The sequence below is a fragment of the Nonomuraea sp. NPDC050478 genome (genome assembly GCF_044458265.1).
GTDB classification, from domain to species: Bacteria; Actinomycetota; Actinomycetes; order Streptosporangiales; family Streptosporangiaceae; genus Nonomuraea; species Nonomuraea ferruginea.
Window position 1 is genome coordinate 15,574 of sequence record NZ_JBITHT010000003.1, and the last position, 25,924, is coordinate 41,497.

A 25,924-nucleotide genomic window follows, 5' to 3' on the forward strand; every position below is an offset into this window, starting at 1 on the left:
GGCACCAGCCGCACTCTTGCGCGCGAGGAGTTACTGCGGGCGTTACGGCTTCCGCCGCTCATGGCCGGTGCACGCCCGCGGCCTACCGTCCCCTGACATGAGCGGACTTCAACAGCTAGCCGACGCGACCGCGTCGTTCACCGGCCTCGCCGAGGAGCACGAGGACTTCCGGGAGAGCGTGCGGTCGTTCGTTGAGCACGTCTCACCGGAGACACAGGTACGCCGCCTCATGGAGGACGAGCGGGGTTACGACCCGCTGGTGTGGCGGCAGATGGCCGAGCAGCTCGGCCTGCAGGGGCTCGCCCTGCCCGAGCGCTTCGGCGGCTCGGGGGCGACCTTCCTCGAACTCGGCGTGGTGCTGGAGGAGATGGGCCGGGCGGTGATGTGCGCCCCGTTCTTCTCCACCGTGGTGCTCGCCGCCAACGCGCTGCTGCACTCCGGTGACGAGCAGGCGAAGGACGATTTCCTGCCGGGCATCGCGGCCGGCGAGACGATCGCCACGGTGGCGCTCACCGAGCGCTCCGGGTCGTGGTGGGGCGAGGACGTCGAGGCGCGCGCGGCCGTGGAGGACGGCATCTGGCGGCTGACGGGCGTCAAGTCGTTCGTCCTGGACGGGCACGTGGCCGACCTGCTGCTGGTCTTCGCCAGGACCGGCGCCGGCCTGTCGCTGTTCGCGGTCTTCGGGGAGGCCGCCGGGGTGACCAGGAAGCCGCTGCCCACCATGGACCAGACCCGCAGGCAGGCGGTGCTGGAGTTCGACCGCAGCCCGGCCAGGCTGATCGGGCCCGAGGGCGGCGCGGGGCCGGTGCTGGAGCGGGTGCTCGACCTGGCCGCGGCCGGTCTCGCCGCCGAGCAGGTCGGCGGGGCGCAGCGGTGCCTGGAGATGGCGGTCGAGTACGCGAAGGTGCGCAGCCAGTTCGGCCGGCTGATCGGGTCGTTCCAGGCGATCAAGCACAAGTGCGCCGACATGCTCATGGCGGTCGAAACAGCTCGGTCCGCGGCGCACTACGCGATGTACGCCGCCGGCGAGGACCTGCCGGAGCTGCCCGTGATCGCCAGCCTGGCCAAGGCGTACTGCTCGGAGGCCTACACGATGGTCGCCGGGGAGAACGTGCACGTCCACGGCGGCATCGGATTCACCTGGGAGCACCCGGCGCACCTGTACGTCAAGCGGGCGATGTCGTCGGCGCTGCTGTTCGGCGACCCCGACCGGCACCGGGCCCGGTACGCGGACGGGGTGGGACTGTGAGCACGCTCCCGGGCATCGCCCGCGACGACCTGCGCGGGGTGATGGCCTGCTTCGCGACCGGCGTCGCCGTGATCACCGCCGCCCAGCCCGGCCGGCCGCCGGTGGGCATGGCGGTCAACTCGTTCGTGTCGGTGTCGCTGGACCCGCCGCTGGTGCTGTTCTGCGCCGCGCACACCTCGTCCACGTGGCCGGCGATCCGCGCCGCCGGGCACTTCTGCGCGAACGTGCTCGCGGCCGGCCAGGAGGAGCTGGCCCGGGCGTTCGCCCGCAAGGGCGACCGGTTCGCGGGCGTGACGCACACCCCCGGCATCACCGGCGCGCCCGTGCTGCGCGACGTGCACGCGCACATCGAATGCAAGATCGTCGAGACGTACGAGGCCGGCGACCACACGGTGGTGCTCGGCCGCGTGCTCGATCTCGACGCCGACACCGAGGCCGCGCCGCTGCTGTTCTACCGCAGCGCCTACCGGCTGTTCTGACGCCCACCCGCGATCACTGACCCGGAACGTACAGGAGGACACACGTGGTAGCCGCGATCCGCCAGGCCGAATGGCACGCGCAGTTTCCCGAGGACTACCGATGGTCGTACAACGTCATGCTCGTGCTCGCCGTGATCCCGGCCGGCGGCGCCGAGGTCGGCGAGGTCGACAGGGTATGCCGGCGGCTCGCCGGGCACGTGGGGGACGACGAGCGCTGGTTCCGCGAGTGGCGCGCCATGGGCGACCAGGTCCGGGCGCTCGCCGAGGAGGCGCGGGAGCTCGGCGACCGGCGCGCCGCCATGGCGCACTACCGGCGGGCGACGAGTTACTACTTCGCCGCCGAGCGGTTCCGCTTCCCCAAGGACGACGAGGCGCTCGACGCCTACCGCGCGATGGTCGACTGCTTCCGGCTGTCCGCCGAGCTCGACGACCGGTACCGGGTCGAGTACGTGGACGTCCCGTACGAGGACACCGCGCTGCCCGGCTTCTTCGTCTCCGCCGCGCGCTCGCCCGGTGAGCGGACGCCCGCCGTGCTGTTCATGAGCGGCTTCGACGGCAACAAGGAGCACAACTGGTTCCTCGGCGTCGAGGACCTGCTCGCCCGGGGCGTCTCGGTGCTGTCGCTGGACAGCCCCGGCGTCGGTGAGGCCGTGCGCTTCCGCGGCGTCTCCCTGCGGCACGACTACGAGGTGGCCGGCAGCGCGGCCGCCGACTGGCTGCAGGGCCGCGACGACGTGGACCCGGAGCGGATCGGCGTGCTCGCGCTGAGCCTCGGCGGCTACTACTCCTCGCGCAGCGCGAGCATGGACCCCCGGTTCAAGGCGTGCGCCGCCTGGGGCGCGATCTGGGACTACCACCGGGTCTGGAGCGAGCGCATCGAGGCCGCGTTCGCCAAGCAGCTCCCGGTGCCCGGCGAGCACCTGGTGTGGTCCACCGGGACCGGCTCCACGCAGGAGGCGCTGAAGGTCCTGGAGGGCTTCCGGCTGGCCGACGTGGTGCCCCGGATGAAGGGCGCGTTCCTGCTCGTGCACGGCGAGGACGACCAGCAGGTGCCGGTGTCCGACGCCCACCTGCTCTTCGAGGCGTGCGGCTCGCCGGACAAGACGCTGCGGATCTTCACCGCCGAGGAGGGCGGCGCGCAGCACTGCCAGATGGACAACCTGTCGATCGCCGTACCCGAGATCAACCGGTGGCTGGCCGACCGGCTCGGCGCGTCCGCCACCTCCCGATAACGACCGGCTTAACGGTGCGCCGCCTAGCGTGCCCCGCACCAGCCGGAACAGATCCGACGACCGCCCACCACCTGGAGAGAGCTCACGATGTCTACCGGTAACCCCCGTCCGCTGATCTCGGTCGACTCCCATGTCGTGGAGCCGAAGGACCTCTGGCTCAAGAGGCTGCCGCAACGCTTCCAGCACCAGGCCCCGCAGGTGCAGTCCACCGAGCAGGGCGACTACTTCATCGTGCCGAACACGGGGATGTCGCCGAAGCCGGTCGGCACCGAGGGCGCGATGATCAACACCAAGATCAACGGTGTGATCACCAAGCCCACCGGCTACCGTTTCGAGGACCAGCGGGCGGGCGCGTACGACCCGGTCGCGCGCCTGGAGGACCAGGACAGCCAGGGCGTCCGGGCCGAGGTCGTCTATCCGGGCTGGCTGATCGTGCACAGCATCCCGGACTTCGACCTCAAGGTCGCCTGCGTCCGCGCCTACAACGACTGGCTGTTCGAGGAGTTCTGCTCGCACGCCCCCGACCGGCTGATCGGCGCCGTCGCGCTCCCCGTGGGCAACGGCCCGGTCGAGCCCGCGATCGAGGAGGCGAAGCGCTGGGCCGCGCGCGGCGCCAAGACCTTCCTCCTCCCCCAGGCGGTCCCCGGCATGGCCTGGGGCGACGCCCACTGGGAGCCGCTGTGGGCGGTGCTGGAGGAGATCGGGGTGCCCGTCGGGTTCCACCAGGCCGCCGGTCAGGTCGCCATCTTCAACGACAAGACCACGCCCGGCGTGTTCTGGACCACCGCCATCGGCAACAAGATCAGCCTGGGCTGGGTGTTCATGCAGCTCGTCTACGGGGCCGTGCCGGAGCGGCATCCGAACCTGCGGTTCATCCTCGTGGAGGGCGGCATCGGCTGGATCGCCTTCCAGCTCAACACGATGGACCACATGTTCACCGACCACCACCGCTGGACCGTGCCCGAGCTGTCGATGAAGCCCAGCGAGTACTTCAACCGCAACTTCTGGGCCACCTTCGAGGACGACCGCCCCGGCATCCTCACCCTGCCCATGCTCGACGAGAAGCGCCTGATGTGGGCCGGCGACTACCCGCACACCGAGGGCAACTTCCCCTTCGCCCAGGAGCAGGTCGCCCACGACTTCCAGGACGTGGACGACGCCGTCGTGTCCGCGATCACCCACGACAACGCGATCGACCTGTTCGGCCTCGACATCCCCCGCCTCGTCAGCTCCTGACGGCGAACGGTGCGGCGGCGGCCCCCTCCGGCCGCCGCCGCACCGTTTTCGCGCGGGTCGGGCCCGCGGTCAGGTCGCCCGAAGCTCGCGGACGAGCTGCCGGGTCGCCGGGGTCGGCTCGACCCCGAGTTCGGCCAGAGCCGTGGTGAGCCGCTGGAACTCGGCCAGGACCGCGTGCGGTGAGCCCAGGGCCCCCTCCACCCGCATCCGCACGCAGTAGGCGGACTCGCAGAACGGGTCGCGGTTGATCGCGAACGTGGCCGCCTGCCTGGCACGCTCCAAATAGCCCAGGGACACCGCCACCTGGGCCGCGTCCACCGCCGCGTTCACGATCATCACCTCCAGCTCGTGACGGCGCTCCTCGGCCCACTCCAGCTCGCTCTCGGGCAGGTACGGTCCCTCGACCATCTCCAGCGTGGACTCGATGCAGTCCAGCCGCTCCTCGCCCCGCAGCCGGTACGCCTCGCCGATCATCCGCTCGAAGCGCAGGTCGGTGCTGTCCACGTACAGGCCGTCCGCCCAGCGGACGTGACCGTGCGCGGTCCTGGACAGGTTCACCCCCGTCGCCTGGCGCAGCTTGTGCACCACCTGGCGGAAGTAGTTGCCGCCGCGGCGCGGGTCCGCGTCGGGGAACAGGCGCTCCTGCAGCCGGTGCCGCTCCACGCCCTCCGGGTGCAGCGCGAGATAGGCGGCCAGCTCCAGCACCTTGGTGCGGCGCGAGCAGCGGGGCACGCCGTCCACGATCAGGTCGACCACCGGGCCGTGCGTGTGCACGTCCACGACGATCACCCGCTCGGAGGGGACGGCCGGCTGCCGCTTGCGCACCTCCGGCGGCTGCTGCCCGACGAGCTGACGCCAGCGGGTGCCGCCGGCGTCGTTCTCGATCTGGCGGCGCAGCACGCCCGGTACGTCGTTCAGCGCGTTCTTGAGCACGAACAGGCAGCCGATCGAGCTGGCGGTCGCGTAGGCGAGCTCGACCGCGGCCGACGCCGCCTCGGCACGCCCCAGCCGGGCCTCGGCCTCGGCGAGGTAGGCCGCGGCGAACGGCAGCATGAGCGTGCGGCCGGCCGCCCGCATCGCCTCGGTGGCGGTGCGCAGCACCCGGGCGGCGTCCTCCGGCCGGTCGATGCGCAGGTAGGCGAGCCCCTGGAAGGTCTGGCCCCACTCGGCGTAGCAGCGGTTGCCGCTCGCCGCCGAACGGCTGATCGCGTCGGCGAGCGTCATGCGGGCGTCGTCCACCCGGCCCAGCGCGAGCTGCAGGACGCCGACCACGACCTCGAAGCAGGGCTCCCAGCCGAACAGGGTCCTGCGGCTGTGGTCGACCGCGGCCTCGGCGGCCGCCAGCGCCTCCTCGACGTGCCCCTCGGCCCACAGCAGCCATGCCTCGTGGAAGAACCACAGGTCGGTGTGGGCGCCGAACTTGATCGCCTCGGGCACCTCGTCGAGCAGCTCGCGGGCGAGTGCCAGTTCGCCCCGCCACACCAGGGCGAGCAGCGGGTGGGGGGTGCGGAAGAAGGAGCGCGGCGGCCAGTCCCCCTCGTCGGGGAGCATCCGCAGGAGCTGGTCGAGCCGCCCCTGCACGAGCAGTCCCCACGAGTAGACGCGCTCGCTGTCCACCCAGTCGCGGCCGGGCGGCGGCGCCACCGGCTCGCGGCCCGCCACCGCCTCCAGCTCGTAGCGGACCGCCTCGGCCCGGAAGTCGCCCTCGTAGCCGCGCACCAGCTCCAGGGCATCGGCCGGGCGCCACTGCATGGCGTAACCGACGAACGCCACCGCACCGGGGTCGGCCTTGGCGACGTCGCTGAGCACGCCCTCCTGGTGCAGCCGGAGGATGAGCGCCTGGGCCTCGGGGATGCGCCGCACCCCGTACAGCGCCCGCAGCGCGGCGCCGAGCAGGACCGGACGGGACTCGACCGCCGCCGGGCCGAACGCCTCCAGCCAGCGCAGCAGCACCTGCCAGTCCGCGCGCGCGGCCAGCGCGGCCACGGCGCGCTCGGCCGCGTCCGCGCCCTTCTCCAGCTCTCCCGCCTCCAGGTAGGTCTCGACGGCGTCCTCGTGCATGCCGCACTGTTCCAGCAGGCGGGCGTAGCGGCTCTGCAGCTCGGGCAGCTCCCCGGGCAGGCGGGCCTGCAACTGCTCACGCAGATGCTGCCGGAACCGGGGGTGGTAGACGAGCGCCCGGTCGACCTTGGTCGCCGGCAGGTGCCGCGAGCCCAGCGACTGCCACAGCCGGTAGCCCTTCTCGCCGCAGAGTGCGACGGCGGCCCTGGCGGTGACGCCGGCCGGGATCGACGTACGCAGCAGGAAGTCCTGCTCCTCCTCAGGGAGGCGGGCGAGGATCTCCCGGGAGACGAAGCCGGCCAGCACGTCCGGCCCGTTCCCCGACTGCAGCCCGGGGACGATGTCGAAGGCCACCGCGGCGATCCAGCCCTTCGTGGCCTCCATCAGCGGCGCCGGGTCCCGGCCGCCCTGGCCGTGCGCGGCGAGCAGGGTGCGCGCCTCGTCCATGCTCAGCGCCAGGTCCTCGCCGCTCACCCGGGCGATCCGGCCCTGCAGCATCATGCGGCCGATCGGGCCGCCCAGGTCCTCGCGGCTGAGGATGATCGTGCGGACGTTCGGCGGCAGGTAGTCGAGGAAGACGCCGAGCGCGTCGACCGCCTCGTCCGCCTCCACCAGCCATTCGCAGTCGTCCAGGACGAGCAGCAGGGACGTGTCGTGGATGCCCTCGGCGAGCATCGCCGCGACCTCGGCCGCGGGGAAGCCCTCCTCCAGCGCGGTCTCCACCGTGCGCGGCGCCTCGGGGTTCACCTCGGCGAGGGCCTTGGCCAGGTAGGTCATCAGCCGGGACGGGCTGCGGTCGCCGGCGTCGAGCGTCAGCCAGGCGAGCGGCCAGCCGAACCGCGCGGCGAACATCCGGGTCTGGACGGTCTTGCCGGACCCTGCCGCGGCGAAGATCACGATGGTCTCGTAGACATCGAGGAGGGTGGCGAACTGCTCGTCAAGGCGGTCTCGGGCGATGGTGCCACGTGGTAGTCCCGGGGGGAGGACCTTGTGACTCAAGATCATGCCGACCTCAGTTCACGGAAGTGTAACGTCACGCAAGGCCGCCGAAATCCCCGCGTTACGGCGGTGTGGTCTCTCCATAAAGTGGTACGGGACGACCAAAGTCAAGACTTCTTGGCCATTTAATGTCATTTGGGCGATATATCCCCATAGAGATCACTTAGGGCGGTCGTTCGCCAGGCACCGATCGTGCCACCCGGGCATTCTCCGGGCGTCACCCGGACCGCCTCTCCGGATCCCGGCAGGGCCATAACGACGGTGGTAACGCGGGCCGGATGAGGTGGCTCGTGGAGCCCTCTGCCCCCACCGCACGTGAACGGAGCCCGCACGGTGTTCTATTACTTCCCGGACAACTACATGTGGTCATCGGCCTTCAACCTCGCCCTCATGGCGGGCGGCTCGCTCGGTGAGATGCACCGCTGGCTCGCGCCGCTGCGCGACGGCGAGCCCGAGCCCGAGGCCTGGGGCAAGGCGTGGGCGGGCATGGCCGGCCAGCAGGAGGAGCAGGCCGAGAAGGACCTCCAGGCGGGGCTGCGCCGCAGCGCGGGCCTGCGCTATCTGCGCGCCTCGGTCTACCACGCCAGCGGCGAGCGGCAGATCGCCCCCGGCCCCGAGAAGACGGCCAGCTACCGCGCCGCGCTCGACGCGTTCGAGAAGGCCGTCGAGCTGGCGCCGCTGAACGTGGAGCGCATCGAGGTCCCCTCTCCCGACGGCGTCCTGCCCGGCTACCTCATCCCCGCCCGCACCGCCGAGCCCGCCCCCGTCGTGATCTTCTACGGCGGCTTCGACGTCACCAAGGAGATCCTGTACGGCTTCGTCGAGGAGGAGTTCGTCCGCCGCGGCATCACCTGCCTGGTGATGGACAGCCCCGGCGTGGGCGAGCCGCTCCGGCTGCGGAACGTGCCCTCCCGGCCCGACTACGAGGTCCCCACCGGGGCCGTCATCGACTACCTGGAGACCCGCGCGGACGTGGACGCCGACCGCATCGGCGTCATGGGCATCAGCCTCGGCGGCTACTACGCGCCGCGGTCGGCCGCGTTCGAGCCGCGGATCAAGGCGTGCGCGGCCTGGGGCGGCATCTGGGACTGGGGCGCCACCTGGGAGAAGCGCTGGGCCACCCGGTCCAAGACAGTCTCGGTGCCGTGGTTCCAGCTCCCCTGGGTGATGGGCACCGACACGATGGAGGCCGGCCTGGAGCGGGTGCGGCAGTGGACGCTCGTCGACGTGCTGCCCAAGCTCACCCAGCCGCTGCTGATCGTGCACGGCGAGAACGACCGCCAGGTCGCCGTCGAGGACGCGCACAAGGCGTACGAGGCGGCCGGCTCGGCCGACAAGACCCTGCGGATCTTCACCGTCGCGGAAGGCGGCGCCGAGCACTGCCAGACCGACGAGCCAGACCCCGCCCGGCAGCTCATCGCCGACTGGTTCGCCCAGCGCTTCGGCACGCTGCCCGCGCAGTCCTGAGTCCCGTTCCGCGACGATGGGGAGACATTGACGTGAGCACCGACACTGACGTGAGCACCGGCACCGCCGGGGACGGCCGCGGAAAGGTGACGCTGGACGACGTCCACGCCCTGTGCGAGCGATACCGCAACTGGGGCAAGTGGGGCCCCGACGACCAGATCGGCACGCTCAACTACATCGAGCCGGAGATGGTCGTCGCCGCCTCCGCGCTCGTCCGCCAGGGCAAGGTGATCTCCTGCGCGCTGCCGTACGACGGCGACGGCCCGCAGAACGGCTGGGGCGGCCGGGTGAACCCGATCCACCTCATGCTGCAGGACGGCGGCGACGCCGCCATCGGCGCCCAGGACCACATGGCCAGGCTCCGCTACGCCGACGACGCCGTCTACATGCCGTTGCAGTCAGGCACCCAGTGGGACGCCCTGTCGCACGTGTTCTACGAGGGCAAGATGTACAACGGCTTCGGCCAGGAGCACGTCTCCAGCACCGGAGCGGGCAAGTGCGGCATCGAGCTGACCACCGAGAAGGTCGTCGGCCGGGGGGTGCTGCTCGACATCCCCCGCCACCGCGGCGTGCCGTGGCTGGAGCCCGGTCAGGGCATCGACAGCGCCGAACTCGCCGCCTGCGCCGAGGCGCAGGGCGTCACCGTCGGCCGCGGCGACTTCGTCCTGGTCCGCACCGGGCACATCGCCATGTGCCGGGCGCGGGGCTCGTGGGGCGACTACGCGGCCGGCGACGCCCCCGGCCTCTCGCTGGACTCCGCGCACTGGATCTGCGGCAACGAGATCGCCGGCGTCGCCACCGACACCTGGGGCATGGAGGTCCGGCCCAACGAGACCGACGAGATCTTCCAGCCGGTGCACATCGTGCTGCTCGTCAACGCCGGCCTGCTGATCGGCGAGATCTTCGACCTGGAGAAGCTCGCCGACGACTGCGCCGCCGACGGCGTCTACGAGTTCATGTTCGCCGCCGGGCCGCTGCCGTTCACCAAGGCGGTCGGGTCCCCGCTGAACCCGCTGGCGATCAAATGACCCCGCCCGCCTTCCGGAGATTCCCGTGAACGTCGACGAGCTGAACCGGCTCCCCATCGCGTGGGAGCCCGACCCCGCCGCCTTCCCCGGCACCCCGCTCGGCCGGATGGCCGCCCGGCACGGCCTCACCTCGGTCGACGAGGTCGCCGACCGCGCCGCCGCCGATCCCGAATGGTTCTGGGCCGCCGCCGCGGACGACGTCGGGCTGCGCTGGCGGCGACCGTACGAGAAGGTCCTCGACCTGTCCGACGGCCCCGAGTTCCCGCACTGGTTCAAGGGCGGCGGACTCAACTGGGCCGACTACGCCGTCGACCGCTGGATCGACGAGGGCCGCGCCGGCGCCGAGGCGATCGTCTGGGAGGGCGACGACGGCGCGGTGCGCACCCTCACCTACGGCGAGCTGAAGGAGCAGATCGACCGCGCCGCCGGCGCGTTCGCCGCGCGCGGGGTCGGCGTCGGCGACGTGGTCGCGCTGTTCCTGCCGATGGTGCCGGAGGCCGCCGTCGTCATGCTCGCCGCCGCGAAGATCGGCGCCGTCGTGGCCCCGTTCTTCAGCGGGTTCGGCCCCGGACCCGTCCGCGAGCGGCTGCTCGACTCGGGGGCGAAGCTCATGGTCACGGCCGACGGGTTCGAGCGGCGCGGCAAGCTCGTGCCGCTCAAGGAGACCGCCGACGAGGCCGCCGCCGACGCCCCCGGCCTGCGCACCGTGCTCGTGGTCCGCCGTCTCGGCCGCGACATCCCGCTCGTGCCCGGCCGCGACGAGTGGTGGGACGAGGCGACGGCCGCCGCCGAGCCGATGACCGAGACCCCGGTCTTCGACGCCGAGACCCCCTGCGTCCTGCTGTACTCGTCCGGCAGCACCGGCCGGCCCAAGGGCTGCCTGCACACCCATGCCGGGCTGCCGTTCAAGTTCGCGCAGGAGGCCCGGCACGGCTTCGGCATGGACGTCGGCGAGCGCCTCATGTGGGTCACCGACATGGGCTGGGTCATGGGCGCCTACGTGGTGACGGCCGCGTTCACCAACGGCGGCACCGCCGTCCTGTACGAGGGCACGCCCGACCATCCCACCCCCGACCGCCTCTGGTCGGTCGTCGAGCGTCACCGCGTCACCGCGCTCGGCGTCTCCCCCACCCTCATCCGGGTCCTCGCCGGTCTCGGTGACCGGTGGCCGGACGCCCACGCGCTCCCCGACCTGCGGGTCATCTGCAGCACCGGGGAGCCGTGGAACCTGGAGCCCTGGTGGTGGTGCTTCCGCCACGTCGGCAAGGGCCGCACCCCCATCGTCAACATGAGCGGCGGCACCGAATGCGGCGCCTCCATCGTGAGCGGCTCCGTGCACCGCCCGATCAAGCCGGCGGGCTTCTCCGCCCCCTCGCTCGGCATGGCCGCCGACGTCTTCGACCCGGACGGCCGCCCCGTCCGCGGCCAGGTCGGCGAACTCGTCGTCCGCGCCCCCTGGCCCGGCATGACCAAGGGCCTGTGGGACGGCCCGGAACGCTACCTGTCCACCTACTGGAGCCGCTTCCCCGGCAACTGGCAGCAGGGCGACTTCGCCTACGTCGACCCCGACGGCCACTGGTTCCTGCTCGGCCGCTCCGACGACACCATCATGCTCGCCGGCAAGCGCGTGGGCCCCGCCGAGATCGAGTCCCTCCTCGTCGACGACCCCGCCGTCGTGGAGGCCGCCGCGGTGGGCGTCCCCGACGACCTCAAGGGCGAGGCCCTCGTCTGCTTCGTCGTCCTCACCGGGGACGCCGACCCGGCCGAGGTCCTCCCGCGCCTGGAGCAGTCGATCGTGGCCCGCGAGGGCAAGGCCACCCGTCCCAAGGCCGTCCACGCGGTCGCGGCCCTGCCGAAGACCCGCAACGGCAAGGTGATGCGCCGCGTCGCCCGCGCCGTCTACATCGGCGCCGATCCCGGCGACGTCACCGCCCTGGAGAGCCGGGAACCGCTGACCGGCTTCCCGCGCCGGGACAGCGTCTGAACAGGGCCTGATCCTCGACAACGAACCCCGCGCCGCCGTTCGGGCGACGCGGGGTTCGTCTCGTGGTCAGGCGGTCTCGGAGCGCTTCTCCTTGACGATGTCGGCGAGCGCGTCCTCCAGGGACCAGCGGGTCGTGTAGCCGTACTCCCGGCGGAAGAGGGAGTCGTCGAAGTTCATGGGCCAGCGGTGGTCGGCGTCGCCGGGTTCGATGGTGGCGCCGGGGATGAGCTTGCGTGCGACCTCCACCATGTCGCCGATGCTGCGGTAGTCGCCGCGTACGTGGTAGACGTGGCTCGACGGGACCGGGCCCTCGCTCGCGCGGACGAACGCGTCGGCGGTGTCGTGGATGTAGACCATGTTCATCATCGAGCCGCCGTGGTAGGCGGGCCTGCCCGGCTCGCCGGCGAGCGGCTTGGTGACCAGTTCGTCGACGAGCCGGCGGGCGGTGCCGATGAGGCAGGCGGCGCCGTACGCGAGGCCGATGCGGATGGAGGTGTTGGTGACGCCGAGAGTGCGCAGGTAGTACTCGCCCATGGTCTCGCCGAAGATCTTGCTGCCTTCGTACACGTCGCCCCCGTGGATGCGGGCGTCCTCGGCGATGGGGCGGGCGGGGTCGTGGTGTGCCGGGCTGAAGAGGGCCGCGCTGCTCGCCAGGACGGTGCGTGACACGCCGAGCAGGCGGGCGGCTTCCAGGACGTTGTAGGTGCCGACGACGTTGGACTGGATGCACTGGCCGCGCTGGCCGGCGGAGCGGTCGTGGAGTTCGGCGGCCAGGTGGATGATCCGGTCCACGCGGTGGGTGCTCACCAGGTCGGCGACGAGGGAGAAGTCGGTGACGTCGCCTTCGACGAAGGTGAGAGCGGACGGGTCGGGGGCGGCCGGCTCGCGGGCCCAGTCGGGGCGGCGGTCGAGCGCGATCACCGGGTGGCCGTCGCGCAGCAGCCGGTCGACGACGTACGAGCCGATGAATCCGGTGGCGCCGGTGACCAGATAGGTCATTGCGGGTCTCCTGATGGGTGAGGCGGGGGAACGCGGGATGCTGGGGTGGCCGGGCGTCAGCCGCCGGGCCGGAAACCGCCGTCGATCTGCAGGGCGGCGCCGGTGACCGACCGCGCCGCGTCGGAGGCGAGGTAGGCGAAGGCGGACGCGGTCTCTTCCGGCTCGATCATGCGGCCGAGCGACATCGTCGCGGTGTACCGCTGTTCCAGGTCCGCCAGGTCCGCCATGTCAAGGTCACCGGTCGCGGCGGCGAAGATGCCGGTGCGGGTGGGGCCGGGCAGGACGGCGTTGACGCGGATGCCGTCGCGGCCGTACGCGGCGGCGAGTGAGCGGGTCAGGTGGACGACCGCGGCCTTGGCCAGGCCGTACGCGGGGAAGGCCGGGGTGGGCCAGAGCGCGGCCGTCGACGCGGTGTTGAGGATGACGCCGCCGCCGTTGGGGCGCATGCGGGCCACGGCGGACCGGCAGCCGTGCCAGACGCCGGCGACGCAGACGCGCCAGACCTGGTCGAACTCGTCGTCGGCGTCGTCCTCGTGGAGGGATCCGCCGGCGATCACGCCGGCGTTGTTCACCGCGATGTCGCAGCGGCCGAAGCGGTCCATCGCGACCTGGAACGCGCGGTCCACCTGGTCGGCGTGGCGGACGTCGGTGCGCTGGAAGACCACCCGCGCACCGGAGGGGTCGATCTCGGCGGCCGCTCCGGCCGCGGAGTCCGCGTAATCGGCGAGCACCACGCGCGCGCCGTCGGCCACGAAGCGTTCGACGGTGGCGCGGCCGATGCCGGAGCCGCCGCCGGTGACCACGGCCACCCGGCCGTCGAGGGGGCCGGTCATGACGCCGCCCCGGGCGGCAGGTGCTCGGCGAGGAACGCGCCGGCCAGGTCGGCGGTGGTGTCGACCAGTTCGCCCATGGGGCCGCCGTGACCGCCGTGCGGCAGCAGGTGCAGCGCCTTGGGCTCGCCGGCGCGGGCGTGCAGGGCGAGGGAGTGCTCGGCCGGGATGACCGTGTCGTCGCCGGGGGTGATCAGGCACAGGGCGCGGGGGGCGATCGCGGAGACCAGCTGCTCGGGAGAGAAGCCGAGGGCGAGCCGGGCGTTCTCCAGCGGGTAGCCCTCGGGATAGGCGGTGGCGATGAGCGCGGCCTCGGCGTCGGCGGCCGGGCTCGGCGGCAGCGGCATGAGCGTGCCGAGCGGCACCCGCTCGCCGAGGCCGGTGCGCACCCGTTCCGCCTCGTCCCGGGCGACCCGGTCCAGGAAGGCGGGCCAGGATCCCGGGCCGTGCGGGCCGCCGTGCGGGCCGCCGTGCAGGTCGCCGTGCGGGCCGCCATGCGGGCCCGCGTGCAGGTCGCGTAGCCAGCGGCGGCCGTCGGCGAGCGGGACGAGGGCGACGCAGGCGCGGAGGCGTTCGTCGGCGGCCGCGGCGGCGACCGCGATGGCCCCGCCGAAGCTGGCGCCGATCACGCCCAGCGCGGAGCCGTCGATCTCCGGCCGGCCCGCCAGGTAGGTGGCGGCGTTGGAGACGTCGCGGACCTGCTCGTACGGGTCGCAGCGCAGCCGGGCGCCCTCGCTGCGGCCGAAGCCGCGATGGTCGAGGGCGAGCACGGCGTAGCCACGCCGCGCGAGGCGGCCGGCGAGCGGCAGGACGCGGAAGTTCACCGCGCCGCTCCAGCCGTGGCTGGCGATGAGGGCGGGCATGGCCCCCGCCCGCTCCCGCGGCGTGACCAGGACGCCAGTCAGCCTTAGGCCGTCGCTGTAGAAGTGCACGATCTCGGTGTCGACCCGCGGACCGTCCGGGAGGTCGAGCCGGATCTCGTTGTCGGCCGGGACGATCATCGTGGCAGGGCTCCCGTCCGGGTCAGAGCGGGGCTGATCAACATGGGGCTCATGGATTCGGGGCTCACCGCTGACACGTAACGCGATCCCCCATTACCTCCCGCGTTACGCCGTGTGCCGCCGCCCCGGGGTATGCCCTGGCGGCTGTAGTGGGCGCGGGAGAAAGGAGCCCGCCATGGGTGACAGGCCGCTGCCGATCGAGCCGGGTGAACGGCTGGACTACCTGCTGTCGCGTAAGAGTCTGCAGCTCGCGACGCTGGATCCGGACGGGGCGCCGCATCTGGCCACGATGTGGTTCGGGGTGCTCGACGGCGAGATCGTGATGTGGACGCAGCGTACGTCGGTGAAGGCGCGCAACCTGCGCAACGACCCGCGCGTGGCGTGCCTGGTGGATTCGGGAGAGGATTACGGCAGCCTGAAGGGCCTGTCGGTGACCGGCCGCGCGGAGCTCGTCGAGCACGACGAAGGGATGCTGCGCATCGGTGAGGCGATCGTCTCGCGCAACTTCCCGGAGCGGGGCAGGCCCGACTATCGGGAGATGGCGCTGTCGGGCGCGCGGGTCGGCATCGTCGTGCATGCCGACCGCTGGGCGAGCTGGGACTTCGCCCGTTCGGCGGCGCGCCGGCCAGCCGGTTAGCCGGTCGAGGCCGCCGTGATCGCGGGCAGGAGCCCGCCGAGCACGGCGGCCTGGTGCCGCGGCGACTCGTCCAGCGGGTGCAGGATCAGGTCGGTGACGCCGAGGCCGGCCAGCTCGGCGAGTTGTTCCGCGCAGGTCGCCACGTCGCCGTGGACGGTGGCCTCGCGGCCGTGGTCTGGGGTGCCGTAGAAGGCGCCGAACCAGGCGTCGATCGTCCGGTGGGCGCGGGCGCGGTCGGGCTCGACCAGCAGGTACACGCGCTTGGCGACGCTGAAGGAGTCGCGGGCTCGGCCTTCCTGCTCGGCGACCTCGTCCAGGCGGACGGCCAGCTCCGCGAAGCGGGCGGTGGGCTGCCGACCGGCCGCCACCCAGCCGGACCCGAGGCGCAGCGCCCGGCGCAGCGCCGGGACCGAACCGCCGCCGACCCACAGCGGGGGCGGCGCGACCGGGCGCGGGGTCACCGTGACGTCGGCGAAGGGCCAGATGGGGCCGTCGTGGGTGACGCCGGTCCCGGTCCACAGGCGGTGCACCGCCGTCAGGAACTCGTCCAGGACCGCGCCAGGCCGGTCCTCCCAGTCGCCCAGCCGGAGCGCGGGGAACAGACGGCGGTCACCACTGCCGACGCCGACCACGAGCCGGCCGCCGGTGAGGTGGTCGAGCGAGGCGAGCTGCTTGGCCGCCGCGATCGGGCCCCGGCCGGGGGCGACGAGGACGGCGATGCCGAGCCGTACGCGGGTCGTGTGCGCGGCGGCGAAGCCCAGCAGCGCGATCGGCTCCGGAGTGGGCATGCGCCCGGCGAGCTGGTCGAGGGTCCACAGCGCGTCGACGGACGTGGCCTCGACGCCGCCGAACCAGGCGGCGATGGCGGCGGGGGCGGCGCCGGCGAAGCTCAGCGGCAGGTTGAGCCCGATGCGCGGGCGTGGGGCGGCGGGCACGTGGACCTCCTCGGCGAGGGCGTCGCCGTCGCGGACAGAGGGCCGCCAGCGTGCCGGGCGCGCCGTTACCTGCGACGTTACGAACCGGGCTCGTAACCCCGGGGCGAACGGCGAGGCGGGAGAGTCACGGCCGACAACCAGGAGGCACGAGCATGGCAGTCGAGCGGTTCCCGGTCGAGGGGGGCCACATCATGATGTTCGCGCGGGCCGTCGGGGATCCCCACCCGGCCTACCACGGCGCGATCACCGGCACTCCGGCGATCGCCCCGCCCACGTTCGTCTGGGCGGCCGACCACTACGACCCGGACAGCGCCGTCCGGCCGAAGCCTGACGAGCCCTGGCTGGGCTCGGGCGCGACGCCCTCCGGAGCGCCCCCCGCCGACGGCGCGGGTCTCGGCCTCCACGCCGAGCAGCGGTACGAGTACCACCGGCCGGTGCGCGAGGGTGACGTGCTCAGCGCGGTGGACCGTCCGGGCAGGACCTGGCGGAAGGAGGGACGGCGGGGCGGCGCGCTCACCTTCACCGAGAAGATCACGGAGTACCGCGACCAGGAGGGCGAGCCCGTCGTAACCGCGACGATGGTGACGGTGACCACCTCCACCACGGTGGGGGCGGGCGGATGACGGCCGTGGCGGCGGGCGACACCAGGGAGCTGGTGCTCGTCCGCGATCTGACGAGGACACAGATAGTCCAGTACGCGGGAGCTTCGGGCGACTTCAACCCGGTGCACACCGACGAGCGGTTCGCGGTGGAGGCCGCCGGTTACCCGTCGGTGTTCGCGCACGGGATGCTCACGATGGGCATGGCGGGCCGGGTGCTGACCGACTGGTTCGGGCCCGAGTCGCTGCTGCGGTACGAGGCGCGGTTCCGCGCCCAGGTGTTCCCGGGGGCGACGCTCACCGCCCGCGCCCGGGTGGAGTCGGTGCACGGCGACGGGACGGCCGCGGTCGCGCTGACCGTGACCGACGGGCAGGACGCGGTGGTGATGACGGGGAACGCCGTCGTGCGCGCGTCCGCAGAAGCGAAATGACCTCCGCGGATCGAGGAGACGTTGTCATGCCGGATGAAAACCCGCTGATCGGCCGTGTCGGATTCGGCAGCGGCACCATGATCGCGCAAGGGTACGGACAGGTGGACGAGGACGCGGCCCGGGGCGCGGTCGAGGCCGCCTACCAGGCGGGGGTGCGCTTCTACGACACGGCGCACTTCTACGGCTCGGGCCGGTCGGAGGCGATCGTCGGCGAGATCCTCCAGGGCCGGCGCGACGAGGTGCGGCTGTGCACCAAGGGCGGCGTGCGCTACACCGACCCGACGAACCTGCTGACCCTGGTCTGCGACTCCTCCTACGACGCGCTGCGCCGGTTCATGGAGGAGTCGCTGACCCGGCTGCGCACCGACCACGTCGACGTCTACCTGCTGCACCAGTTCGATCCGGCCCTCACCCCCGAGCAGCAGATGGAGAACCTGCTGCGCCTCAAGGAGGAAGGGCTCGCCCGCGACGTCGGCTTCTGCAACTTCGGCGCCGAGGCGGCCAGGCGGGCGCTGGCCACCGGCATCCCGACCGCCGTCGAGTACAGCTTCAGCCTGCTCGACCACCGTTACCTGAACGAGCTCGCCGCCTCGGGCGAGCGCGGCGGCCTGCGCATCACCTATGGCTCGTACGTGCACGGCCTGCTGTCGGAGGACTTCACCGACGACCACGAGTTCGACCCCGACGACTGGCGGGGCCGCAGCCGCCGCGAGGGGCGTTCCGGCACGTCGGGCAACGTGTTCTTCGCCGGTGACGCGTTCGCCGCCAATCTGGCGATCGCCCGGCGGCTGCGCGCGCTCGCCGACCCGCTGGGGCTCTCGCTCGCCGCGTTCGTCCTGGCCCTGACGGTGCGCCAGCCGTACTCCGATGTCGCGCTGTTCGGCTGCCGCGACGCGGCGGAGGTGGCGGACGGCCTCAGCGGGCTGTCCGCCGACCTGGACGACGAGACCCTCGCCCGCGCCGCGGAGATCCTGGCGACCGCGAACCGGCCGGCCGAGAACCTGCTCGGCCTGTGAACCCGCCCTGCGGCGACCGAGCGTAACGGACCCGTTAACGAGGTCTCCGCAGGATCAGGTCCCCCTGACGCATCGCCGTCACATGCTGGTGACTCCGCCGGAGTCGTCGACCCCCCGGAAGGTTGATATGCGAAAGAGCAAACTCGGGATAATCCTCTGTGCGGCACTGCTGGCGGCGGCCTGCGGCTCCGGCGGTGACGAGGGCGGCGACACCGCGCAGGCGGCCGGGCTGCCCTCCACCATCAAGATCGGCGTCCCGCTCGACCTGAGCGGTGCGGCCGGCATCGCGGGCGTGGGGACCAGCGAGCGCGACGGCGTGCGGCTCGCCGCCAAGGAGATCAACGACACCGGCTTCCTCGGCGGCTCGAAGATCGAGCTCGTGGAGATCGACACCAAGGCGGACAAGCAGGAGGCCGTGCAGGCGGTGCTCAAGCTCGCGGCGGACAAGGTCGACGCGGTCGTGGGCTTCACCCTCACCCCGTCGTTCCTCGCCGCGGGGCCGCAGCTCCAGCAGAACGGCATCCCGACGATGGCGGTCGGGCTCTCCGCGGCCGGCGTCACCGAGGTCGGCGACTACATGTTCCGTCTCTATCCGGACATGGCGAACGTGATGCCGCCCGCCGACAAGGAGTTCGCCGAGACGTTCACCGGGCTCAAGACCGCGGCGTACCTGTACCAGAGCGACTCCGAGGCGGCCAAGATCGTCATCGGCAAGCGCAAGGAGACGCTGGAGGCCGCGGGCATCACCACCGTCGGCGAGGAGACCTTCGTCGGCACCGACACCGACGTGCGGGCCCAGCTCACCAAGCTCAAGCAGGCGAACCCTGACGTGCTGGTGACCATGCCCCTGCCCGGCATGATGAGCACGATCTACCTGCAGCTCGACGAGATCGGCTACGACGGCCCGGTGTTCATGGCGCCGGACGTGAGCGACGCCACCATGGAGCAGGCGGGCCAGGCCATGCAGTGCTTCGTGTACGTGACCGCCTGGAACGGCCAGAGCACCGAGGGGAACAACGCGCACTTCCTCGACTACTGGAAGCAGCACGGCGAGAAGCGCTCCGCCACCGTGTTCGAGGCGGCCGGCTACGCGTCGCTCTGGTCGATGGCGCACGCGTTCAAGGAGGCGGGCACCACGGACAAGAAGACCGTCCGGGACACGCTCGCCGGGCTGAGCGACATCGACACGCCGTTCGGCAAGATCGGCTTCACCGACAACCGCACCGCCAGCGTCAAGGGCACCAAGCTGCAGATCGTGGACAGCAAGATCACGCTCTTCGACCCGCAGACGGCCGCCGCCTGCAAATAACCCGTCCCTTCAGAGAAGCCGCCGCCCCGGCACGCCACCAGCGTGCCGGGGCGGCGTCGTCACTCGCACGGAGAGAGGACCTCCACCATGACCCTGGGCATCACCCACCTCGTCCACGCCAACGTGGTCTGCGCGGACTTCGACCGGTCGTTCGACTTCTACACCCGCGTGCTCGGCGCCCGCCTGATCGGGCAGGTCTTCGAGTTCGACGCCGCCGCGGACTTCCAGGCGATCCTCGACGTCACGGGCTCGGTGCGCTGCAAGGCCGCGCTGCTGACCTGGAGCGACGACGACGCCGCGACCTACCTCGACCTGCTGTGCTTCGCCGACGAGCGCGGCGAGCCCGTCCCCCGTACGGCCAAGCAGCCCGGCCTGGCCCGGCTGGGCCTGCGCGTCCGCGACATGACGGCCACCCTCGCCCGGATCCGCGAGCACGACGTGCCCGTGGTGGCCGGGCCGGTCACGCTCACCCCCATGCCGGGCCGGCACCGCCACGTGCTCACGATCCGCGACCCGGACGGAACCATGCTGAACCTCATGGAGTTCCCGGAGCTCGGATCCGGCCGTGGTTAACGCCCGTATCGGGACGTAACGGTGGCGTTAACGAGCTGACGGAACGCTGGGCACCTATCTCGTCACACCGAAGTCAGCCTGGTCCCCCAAGGCTGTGAGAGGGAGCGGAGGATGGTGTGCAGCAGACCATTAACGGCTTGGCCTTGGGAAGTACCTACGCCCTGCTGGGCGTAGGCGTCACCTTGGTGTGGGGTGTCCTCGGCATCCTGAATTTCGCGCATGCGCAGATCCTGACCTGGGGCAGCTTCGCCGCCCTGGCGGCCCTGCACCTGGGAGTGCCGGTGCCGCTCGCCATCCTGGTGGGCATGGTGGCGGCCGGCGTGCTGTCGGTGCTCCTCGACCTGGCCGTCCTCGCCCCGCTCCGGGCCCGCAAGGCGCCCGAGTTCTCCTTCGTCGTCGCGACGATCGGCGTCTCGCTCGTGCTCACCACGATCCTGCGCACCTACACCGACGCGCAGACCGAGGCGTTCCCCCGGCAGGGCTTCCCGGTGGGGGCCTTCGAGGTGGCGGGGCAGAACGTGCCGCGGCTCCAGGTCGTCATGCTGGCGATCGCGATCGTGGCGATGGCCGGACTCGCCTTCTGGCTGAACCGCACCAAGTCGGGGCGGGCGGTGCGGGCGGTCGCCCACAACCGGGAGACCGCCGAACTGCTCGGCGTGAACAGCCAGCTCGTCTTCTCGATCTGCTTCTTCGTCGCCGGCGGCCTCGCCGCCGTGGCCGGCATCTTCGTCGCGGCGTCGGCGGCTCAGGTGTCCTACTCATCGGGTGACGGCCTCCTGCTGGTCGCCTTCGCGGTGATCATCCTCGGCGGCATGGGCTCGGTGAAGGGCGCGATCGTCGGCGGCCTGGTGCTCGGCGTCATCGAGGTGTACGCGACCTCGTACGTGTCCAGCGTGTTCCGGGAGATCATCGCGTTCGCGACCATCCTCGCGGTGCTGGTCGCGCGGCCGTCCGGGTTCTTCGGCAAGAAGGAGGCCGCACGTGTTTGACTGGCTCGAACCGCTCCAGCTCTTCCGGCTGGACACCGCGCTCATCCTCACCCTGCTCGTGGTGAGCGTGCACGTCACGTTCCGGGTCGGCATCATGTCGCTGGCCCCGATGGGATTCGCCGCCGTCGGCGGCTACACGGCCGCCCTCGTCTCCACCAAGACCGAGCTGCCGTTCGCCGTCGGGCTCCTCGCCGCGACGCTGCTCGCGGGGGCGATCGGCGCGCTGTTCGCGCCGCCGGTGCTGCGGCTGCGCGGCATCTACATGGCGCTCGGGAGCCTCGCGCTCGCGCAGGCCATCGTCGTGCTGATCCGGATCAGCGACTTCACCAACGGGCCGAACGGCATCGCCGGCATCCCGGTCGAGGTGAAAACGGAGTACCTCATCATCGCCCTGGCCGTGGCCTTCCTCGTGCTGGAGCTCGGTCACCGCTCCCACTTCGGCCGGGCCGCCAAGGCGGTGCGGCTGGACGAGCGCACCGCCGAGGGCCTGGGCATCAACGTGTTCCGGGTGCGGTTCGTGGCCTTCACCGCCGCCGGCGCGATCGCCGGCTGCGCGGGGGCGCTGGAGGCGCACCGGACCATGGTGATCAGCCCCGACCAGTACGGCTTCGCCACGCTGGTGATCGTGTTCACGTACGTGCTCGTCGGCGGCAACGGGCACTGGGCAGGGCCGGTCCTGCTGACCTGGGGGCTGACGATCCTGCGCGACCTGTTGCAGGTCGCCGGCGGCCACTGGGAGGACATCGTCTACGGCGTGCTGCTCGTGGTGGTGCTGCTGGTGGCGCCGAACGGCCTGTCCGACCGGTCGCTCTACCGGGGGTTGCGACGACGATGGCGGGACCGTGGGAACCCGCCGTCTCCCAAGATCGACGAACCTGCGGAGAAGGTGGCGAGCCCATGACCGCACTCCTGGAACTGTCCGGGGTCAGCAAGCACTTCGGCGGCATGAAGGCCGTGGACGACGTCTCGTTCACCGTGCGGCAGGGCGCCATCTGCGGCCTCATCGGGCCCAACGGCGCCGGCAAGACGACCGTCGTCAACCTCATCAGCGGCTATCTCAAGCCGACGACCGGGACCATCCGGCTCGCCGGGGCGGACGTGGCCGACCTGCGCCCGCACCGCCTCGCCGCCGCGGGCGTCGCCCGCACGTACCAGAACCTGCAGCTCTTCGAGGAGAGCACGGTCCTGGAGAACGTCCTCATCGGCCGTCACCTGTCCTTCAAGGGCCGCCGCTGGCAGATGGGCAGGACCCGCAGGCGGGAGGAGGCCGAGCAGCACGAGGTGGCCCGGCGGCTCATCGACCGCGTCGGACTCACCGGCGTGATCGACGCCGACGTGGCCGAGCTCTCCTACGGCATGCGGCGGCGCGTCGAGATCGCCCGCGCGATGGCCACCGAACCCCGGCTGCTGCTGCTCGACGAGCCCACCGCCGGGATGAACCGCACCGAGTCCGACGAGATCGGCGAGCTCATCCGCTCGATCAACGACGAGGGCGTGACCGTACTGCTCGTCGACCACAACGTCCGGCTCGTCACCGAGGTCTGCCACCGCGTCGTCGTGCTCGACTGGGGCCGCGTCCTCACCGAGGCCGGGCCCACCGAGGTGTGGCAGGACCAACGGGTCAAGACGGCCTATCTCGGCACCCACGACCGTAACGCAGTGGAGGCACCCGATGCTGGTCGTTGAATCCCTCGTCACCCGCTACGGCGCGGTGGAGGCGCTGCACGGGGTGAGCCTCACGGTCGGCACCGGCGAGGCCGTCGCCATCGTCGGCCCGAACGGCGCCGGCAAGACCACCCTGCTGCGGACCATCTCCGGCCTGGTACGGCCCGCCGCCGGCACCGTCGAGATCGACGGCCGGGTGATGGGGCGCACGGCCGCGCACCGGATCGCCCGGCTCGGCGTCAGCCACGTGCCCGAGGGACGGGCCATCCTGTCCACGCTCACCGTGCGGGACAACCTGCTGATGGGCGGCTACCGGCTGCCCGGCGGCGGGGTCGAGGAGCGCATGGCCGAGATGATCGACCTGTTCCCGGTGCTCGGGCGCAAGCTCGACGACCTCGGCGGCGTGCTCTCCGGCGGCGAGCAGCAGATGCTGGCGATCGCGCGCGGGCTCATGGCCAAGCCGCGCCTGCTCATGATCGACGAGCCGTCGATGGGGCTCGCGCCGCGCATCGTCGGGGACGTGCTGGAGGCGCTGAAGCGGGTCGTGGCCACCGGCACCGCCGTGCTGGTGGCGGAGCAGAACGCCGGGCTGGCGCTGGAGGTGGCGGACCGGGCCTACGTGATGGTCGTCGGTGACGTCGTGACCTCCGGCAACAGCGCCGACCTCGACGAGAACCGGCTGCTGGAGACCTACCTGGCCTGACGCGACCTCAGGTGGCCAGGTGGGAACGGCCGGGCCGGCGGTGATCCCGCCGGCCCGGCCGTTTCGTTCCTCGCTCTGCTTCAGAGGCGTTCGATGATGGTGACGTTGGCCTGGCCGCCGCCCTCGCACATCGTCTGCAGGCCGTAGCGGCCGCCGGTGCGCTCCAGGTGGTTGAGCAGCGTCGTCATCAGCCGCGCGCCGGTCGCGCCGAGCGGGTGGCCCAGCGCGATCGCCCCGCCGTTGGGGTTGACCCTGGCCGGGTCGAAGCCGGTCTCCTTCAGCCAGGCGAGCACCACGGGCGCGAACGCCTCGTTGATCTCGACGGCGTCGATGTCGTCCGGCGTCATCTTGGCCCGCCGCAGCGCCCGCTCCGTCGCGGGGATCGGGGCGGACAGCATCATGATCGGATCGTCGGCCATCACGCTCATGTGGTGGATGCGCGCCCGGGGGGTCAGCCCGAGGTGCTTCACCGCGCGCTCGCCGGCGATCAGCAGGGCTGCGGAGCCGTCGCTGATCTGGCTCGCGCAGGCCGCGGTGATGCGCCCGCCGGGCAGCAGCGTGGGCAGCGACCTGATCTTCTCCCAGTTCGGCTCGCGCGGGCCGTCGTCGGCGCCGACGCCGTCGAGCGGCGCGATCTCCGGTTCGAAGAGCTTGTCGGCGTTCGCCCGCAGCGCCCGCTCGTGCGACTCGACGGCGAACTCCTCCATCTGCTCGCGGGAGATGTCCCAGTGGGTGGCCATCATCTCCGCGCCACGGAACTGGCTGACCTCGCCGTCCCCGAACCGGCCGGTCCACGCCGGCGAGGTGGAGAACGGGTCGTCGAAGCCGAGTGCCCGGCCCGCGTTCGCCGCCGACATCAGCGGCACCATGCTCATGTTCTGCACGCCGCCGGCGACGACGAGGTCCATCGTGCCGCTCATCACGGCCTGCGCGGCGAAGTGCACGGCCTGCTGGGCCGATCCGCACTGCCGGTCGATCGTCACCCCCGGCACGTGCAACGGGAACCCCGCCGCGAGCCAGCAGGTGCGGGCGATGTCGAACGACTGCGGACCCACCGAGTCCACGTTGCCGAACACGACGTCGTCGACGAGTCCCGGGTCGATCCCGGTCCGCTCGACCAGGGCGCGGATGCTGTGGGCGCCGAGGTCGGCGGGATGGACGGTGCTCAGCGGCCCGCCCCGCTTGGTCACCGGGGTACGGACGGCATCGATGATGAAAGCTTCAGCCATGCCGGGAGGCTACGAGCGCGGCGTTATCCCGGCGTGCGCCGGATGACGGCCCGGCGTTACCCGGCCCGTACGGCGCCGCCGTCAGAAGGGCAGGCCGCCGCGCTCGACGAGTTGCCGGGCGATGACGTCGCGCTGGATCTCGTTGGTGCCCTCGCCCACGATCATCAGCGGGGCGTCGCGGAAGTAGCGCTCGACGTCGAACTCGGTGGAGTAGCCGTAGCCGCCGTGCACCCGGATCGCGTTGAGGGCGATCTCCATCGCGACCTCCGAGCAGAACAGCTTCGCCATGCCCGCCTCCATGTCGCTGCGCTCACCCGAGTCGTAGCGCTCGGCCGCGTACAGCAGCAGCCTGCGGGCGGCGGTCAGTTTGGTGCCCATCTCGGCGAGGTGGTTGCCGACGGCCTGGTGCCGCCAGATCGGCCTGCCGAACGACTCCCGCTGCTGGGCGTAGGCGAGCGCGTCGTCGAACGCGGCCCTGGCCACCCCGGTCGCCCGCGCCGCCACCTGGATGCGGCCGATCTCCAGGCCGCGCATCATCTGCGTGAACCCGGCGCCCTCCACGCCGCCGAGCAGCGCGTCCGCCGGGACCCGCGCGCCGTCGAAGACCACCTCACAGCTCTCCACGCCCTTGTAGCCGAGCTTGGGCAGGTCGGCGGTGACGGTGACCCCCGGCACCTTCTCCACCAGCAGGACGGAGATGCCGCGGTGCCGGGGCTCGGCCGCGGGGTCGGTCTTGCACAGCAGCGCCACCAGACCCGACATGCGGGCGTTGCTGATCCAGGTCTTGGTGCCGTCGATCACGTACCCGTCGCCGTCGCGCCTGGCCACGGTGCGCATCGCCTGCAGGTCGGAGCCGCCGCCCGGCTCGGTGAGCGCCATCGTGGCGCGCAGCTCGCCCGTCGCCATCCGCGGCAGGTAGCGGTCCTTCTGCTCCTGGGTGCCGTACGCGAGGATGAGCCTGGCCACCACGGTGTGCCCGCCCATGGCCCCGGCGAGGCTCATCCATCCACGTGCCAGCTCTTCGGTGATCATCGCGAAGCACGGGGTGGAGACCTGGACGTCGCCGTACGGCTCGGGGATGGCGAGACCGTAGACGCCCATCCGCTTCATCTGGTCGATGAGCTCGCCCGGATAGGCGTTGGCGTGCTCCAGCTCCCTCGCGACCGGCCGTACCTCGCGGTCGACGAAGTCGCGCACCGCCTCGACCATGGCCGTCTCTTCGGCGTTCAACGTCATCGGTACTCCTTCGCTGATCTCGCGGTGCCGCCCCGCG

24 protein-coding genes are annotated in these 25,924 nt (G+C 72.0%); 17 read left to right on the forward strand and 7 right to left on the reverse strand.

The window, feature by feature from the left end:
* Positions 1-97 precede the first annotated feature (97 nt).
* The 4 genes from ACIBF7_RS14435 to ACIBF7_RS14450 all read left to right on the forward strand — a co-directional run bounded on the left by ACIBF7_RS14435 (position 98) and on the right by ACIBF7_RS14450 (position 4,196).
* A complete protein-coding gene (locus ACIBF7_RS14435; protein ID WP_364235484.1) occupies positions 98-1,249 on the forward strand; it encodes an acyl-CoA dehydrogenase family protein in 1,152 nt (383 codons plus the stop codon).
* A complete protein-coding gene (locus ACIBF7_RS14440) occupies positions 1,246-1,728 on the forward strand; it encodes a flavin reductase family protein (protein WP_261808478.1) in 483 nt (160 codons plus the stop codon). The genes ACIBF7_RS14435 and ACIBF7_RS14440 overlap by 4 nt, the downstream gene beginning before the upstream one ends.
* Before the next feature lie 44 nt (positions 1,729-1,772).
* Entirely contained in the window at positions 1,773-2,960 is a 1,188-nt protein-coding gene (locus ACIBF7_RS14445; RefSeq protein ID WP_397197265.1) for an alpha/beta hydrolase family protein, read from the forward strand.
* A gap of 87 nt (positions 2,961-3,047) precedes the next feature.
* Positions 3,048-4,196 carry an amidohydrolase family protein gene (locus tag ACIBF7_RS14450; protein WP_148030959.1) on the forward strand — a complete coding sequence of 383 codons (1,149 nt, stop codon included), beginning with the start codon at positions 3,048-3,050 and terminating at the stop codon, positions 4,194-4,196.
* 69 nt (positions 4,197-4,265) lie between these two features.
* Here ACIBF7_RS14450 and ACIBF7_RS14455 read toward each other — a convergent pair whose 3' ends face one another.
* A complete protein-coding gene (locus ACIBF7_RS14455; RefSeq protein ID WP_345482681.1) occupies positions 4,266-7,262 on the reverse strand; it encodes a BTAD domain-containing putative transcriptional regulator in 2,997 nt (998 codons plus the stop codon).
* Positions 7,263-7,589: 327 nt separating this feature from the next.
* Here ACIBF7_RS14455 and ACIBF7_RS14460 point away from each other — a divergent pair, with 327 nt between their 5' ends.
* Genes ACIBF7_RS14460 through ACIBF7_RS14470 form a run of 3 tightly spaced genes read left to right on the forward strand, consistent with a single transcriptional unit; the run spans position 7,590 to position 11,735 of the window.
* The gene (locus tag ACIBF7_RS14460) at positions 7,590-8,723 is read left to right on the forward strand and encodes a S9 family peptidase (protein ID WP_271279670.1); all 1,134 of its coding nucleotides are present in this window, start codon (positions 7,590-7,592) and stop codon (positions 8,721-8,723) included.
* A gap of 32 nt (positions 8,724-8,755) precedes the next feature.
* Positions 8,756-9,751, forward strand: coding sequence for a cyclase family protein (locus ACIBF7_RS14465; protein ID WP_271279671.1), 996 nt, complete (start codon positions 8,756-8,758; stop codon positions 9,749-9,751).
* 25 nt (positions 9,752-9,776) lie between these two features.
* Complete coding sequence (locus tag ACIBF7_RS14470; protein ID WP_271279672.1) at positions 9,777-11,735, forward strand: AMP-binding protein; 1,959 nt, start codon at positions 9,777-9,779, stop codon at positions 11,733-11,735.
* Between the two features lie 66 nt (positions 11,736-11,801).
* Here ACIBF7_RS14470 and ACIBF7_RS14475 read toward each other — a convergent pair whose 3' ends face one another.
* From ACIBF7_RS14475 to ACIBF7_RS14485, 3 genes are read right to left on the reverse strand one after another with little or no spacing between them, the layout of a single operon-like run.
* A complete protein-coding gene (locus tag ACIBF7_RS14475; RefSeq protein ID WP_148030955.1) occupies positions 11,802-12,734 on the reverse strand; it encodes an NAD(P)-dependent oxidoreductase in 933 nt (310 codons plus the stop codon).
* A gap of 56 nt (positions 12,735-12,790) precedes the next feature.
* Positions 12,791-13,567, reverse strand: coding sequence for an SDR family NAD(P)-dependent oxidoreductase (locus ACIBF7_RS14480; RefSeq protein WP_271279673.1), 777 nt, complete (start codon positions 13,565-13,567; stop codon positions 12,791-12,793).
* On the reverse strand, positions 13,564-14,565 hold the full coding sequence (locus tag ACIBF7_RS14485; RefSeq protein ID WP_397197266.1) for an alpha/beta hydrolase: 1,002 nt from the start codon (positions 14,563-14,565) through the stop codon (positions 13,564-13,566). Before ACIBF7_RS14485 ends, ACIBF7_RS14480 begins: the two co-directional genes overlap by 4 nt.
* Before the next feature lie 175 nt (positions 14,566-14,740).
* Here ACIBF7_RS14485 and ACIBF7_RS14490 point away from each other — a divergent pair, with 175 nt between their 5' ends.
* Positions 14,741-15,202: a pyridoxamine 5'-phosphate oxidase family protein gene (locus ACIBF7_RS14490; RefSeq protein ID WP_271279675.1), complete on the forward strand. Its 462-nt coding sequence runs from the start codon at positions 14,741-14,743 to the stop codon at positions 15,200-15,202.
* Here the strand turns inward: ACIBF7_RS14490 and ACIBF7_RS14495 are convergent.
* Positions 15,199-16,137, reverse strand: a complete 939-nt coding sequence (locus ACIBF7_RS14495) for an LLM class flavin-dependent oxidoreductase (RefSeq protein ID WP_271279676.1) — start codon at positions 16,135-16,137, stop codon at positions 15,199-15,201. The two genes, ACIBF7_RS14490 and ACIBF7_RS14495, sit on opposite strands and share 4 nt — an antisense overlap.
* Positions 16,138-16,289: 152 nt before the next feature.
* On the opposite strand from ACIBF7_RS14495, the gene ACIBF7_RS14500 reads away from it, so the two are divergent.
* From ACIBF7_RS14500 to ACIBF7_RS14540, 9 genes are all read left to right on the forward strand, one after another.
* On the forward strand, positions 16,290-16,760 hold the full coding sequence (locus ACIBF7_RS14500; protein WP_271279677.1) for a MaoC family dehydratase N-terminal domain-containing protein: 471 nt from the start codon (positions 16,290-16,292) through the stop codon (positions 16,758-16,760).
* Complete coding sequence (locus ACIBF7_RS14505; RefSeq protein WP_397197267.1) at positions 16,757-17,167, forward strand: MaoC/PaaZ C-terminal domain-containing protein; 411 nt, start codon at positions 16,757-16,759, stop codon at positions 17,165-17,167. Before ACIBF7_RS14500 ends, ACIBF7_RS14505 begins: the two co-directional genes overlap by 4 nt.
* Before the next feature lie 26 nt (positions 17,168-17,193).
* Positions 17,194-18,183: an aldo/keto reductase gene (locus ACIBF7_RS14510; protein WP_397197268.1), complete on the forward strand. Its 990-nt coding sequence runs from the start codon at positions 17,194-17,196 to the stop codon at positions 18,181-18,183.
* Between the two features lie 127 nt (positions 18,184-18,310).
* Complete coding sequence (locus ACIBF7_RS14515; protein ID WP_148030947.1) at positions 18,311-19,492, forward strand: ABC transporter substrate-binding protein; 1,182 nt, start codon at positions 18,311-18,313, stop codon at positions 19,490-19,492.
* 87 nt (positions 19,493-19,579) lie between these two features.
* Positions 19,580-20,065: a VOC family protein gene (locus ACIBF7_RS14520; protein ID WP_271280498.1), complete on the forward strand. Its 486-nt coding sequence runs from the start codon at positions 19,580-19,582 to the stop codon at positions 20,063-20,065.
* A 137-nt stretch (positions 20,066-20,202) separates the two neighbouring features.
* Positions 20,203-21,054, forward strand: a complete 852-nt coding sequence (locus ACIBF7_RS14525) for a branched-chain amino acid ABC transporter permease (RefSeq protein ID WP_271280497.1) — start codon at positions 20,203-20,205, stop codon at positions 21,052-21,054.
* A complete protein-coding gene (locus ACIBF7_RS14530; protein ID WP_219547143.1) occupies positions 21,047-21,955 on the forward strand; it encodes a branched-chain amino acid ABC transporter permease in 909 nt (302 codons plus the stop codon). The genes ACIBF7_RS14525 and ACIBF7_RS14530 overlap by 8 nt, the downstream gene beginning before the upstream one ends.
* Entirely contained in the window at positions 21,952-22,740 is a 789-nt protein-coding gene (locus tag ACIBF7_RS14535) for an ABC transporter ATP-binding protein (RefSeq protein ID WP_148030943.1), read from the forward strand. The genes ACIBF7_RS14530 and ACIBF7_RS14535 overlap by 4 nt, the downstream gene beginning before the upstream one ends.
* On the forward strand, positions 22,727-23,422 hold the full coding sequence (locus tag ACIBF7_RS14540; RefSeq protein WP_148030942.1) for an ABC transporter ATP-binding protein: 696 nt from the start codon (positions 22,727-22,729) through the stop codon (positions 23,420-23,422). The genes ACIBF7_RS14535 and ACIBF7_RS14540 overlap by 14 nt, the downstream gene beginning before the upstream one ends.
* An 80-nt stretch (positions 23,423-23,502) precedes the next feature.
* Here ACIBF7_RS14540 and ACIBF7_RS14545 read toward each other — a convergent pair whose 3' ends face one another.
* Positions 23,503-24,651 carry an acetyl-CoA C-acetyltransferase gene (locus ACIBF7_RS14545; RefSeq protein ID WP_148030941.1) on the reverse strand — a complete coding sequence of 383 codons (1,149 nt, stop codon included), beginning with the start codon at positions 24,649-24,651 and terminating at the stop codon, positions 23,503-23,505.
* A gap of 81 nt (positions 24,652-24,732) precedes the next feature.
* Positions 24,733-25,887: an acyl-CoA dehydrogenase family protein gene (locus ACIBF7_RS14550; RefSeq protein WP_219547145.1), complete on the reverse strand. Its 1,155-nt coding sequence runs from the start codon at positions 25,885-25,887 to the stop codon at positions 24,733-24,735.
* Positions 25,888-25,924: the final 37 nt, after the last annotated feature.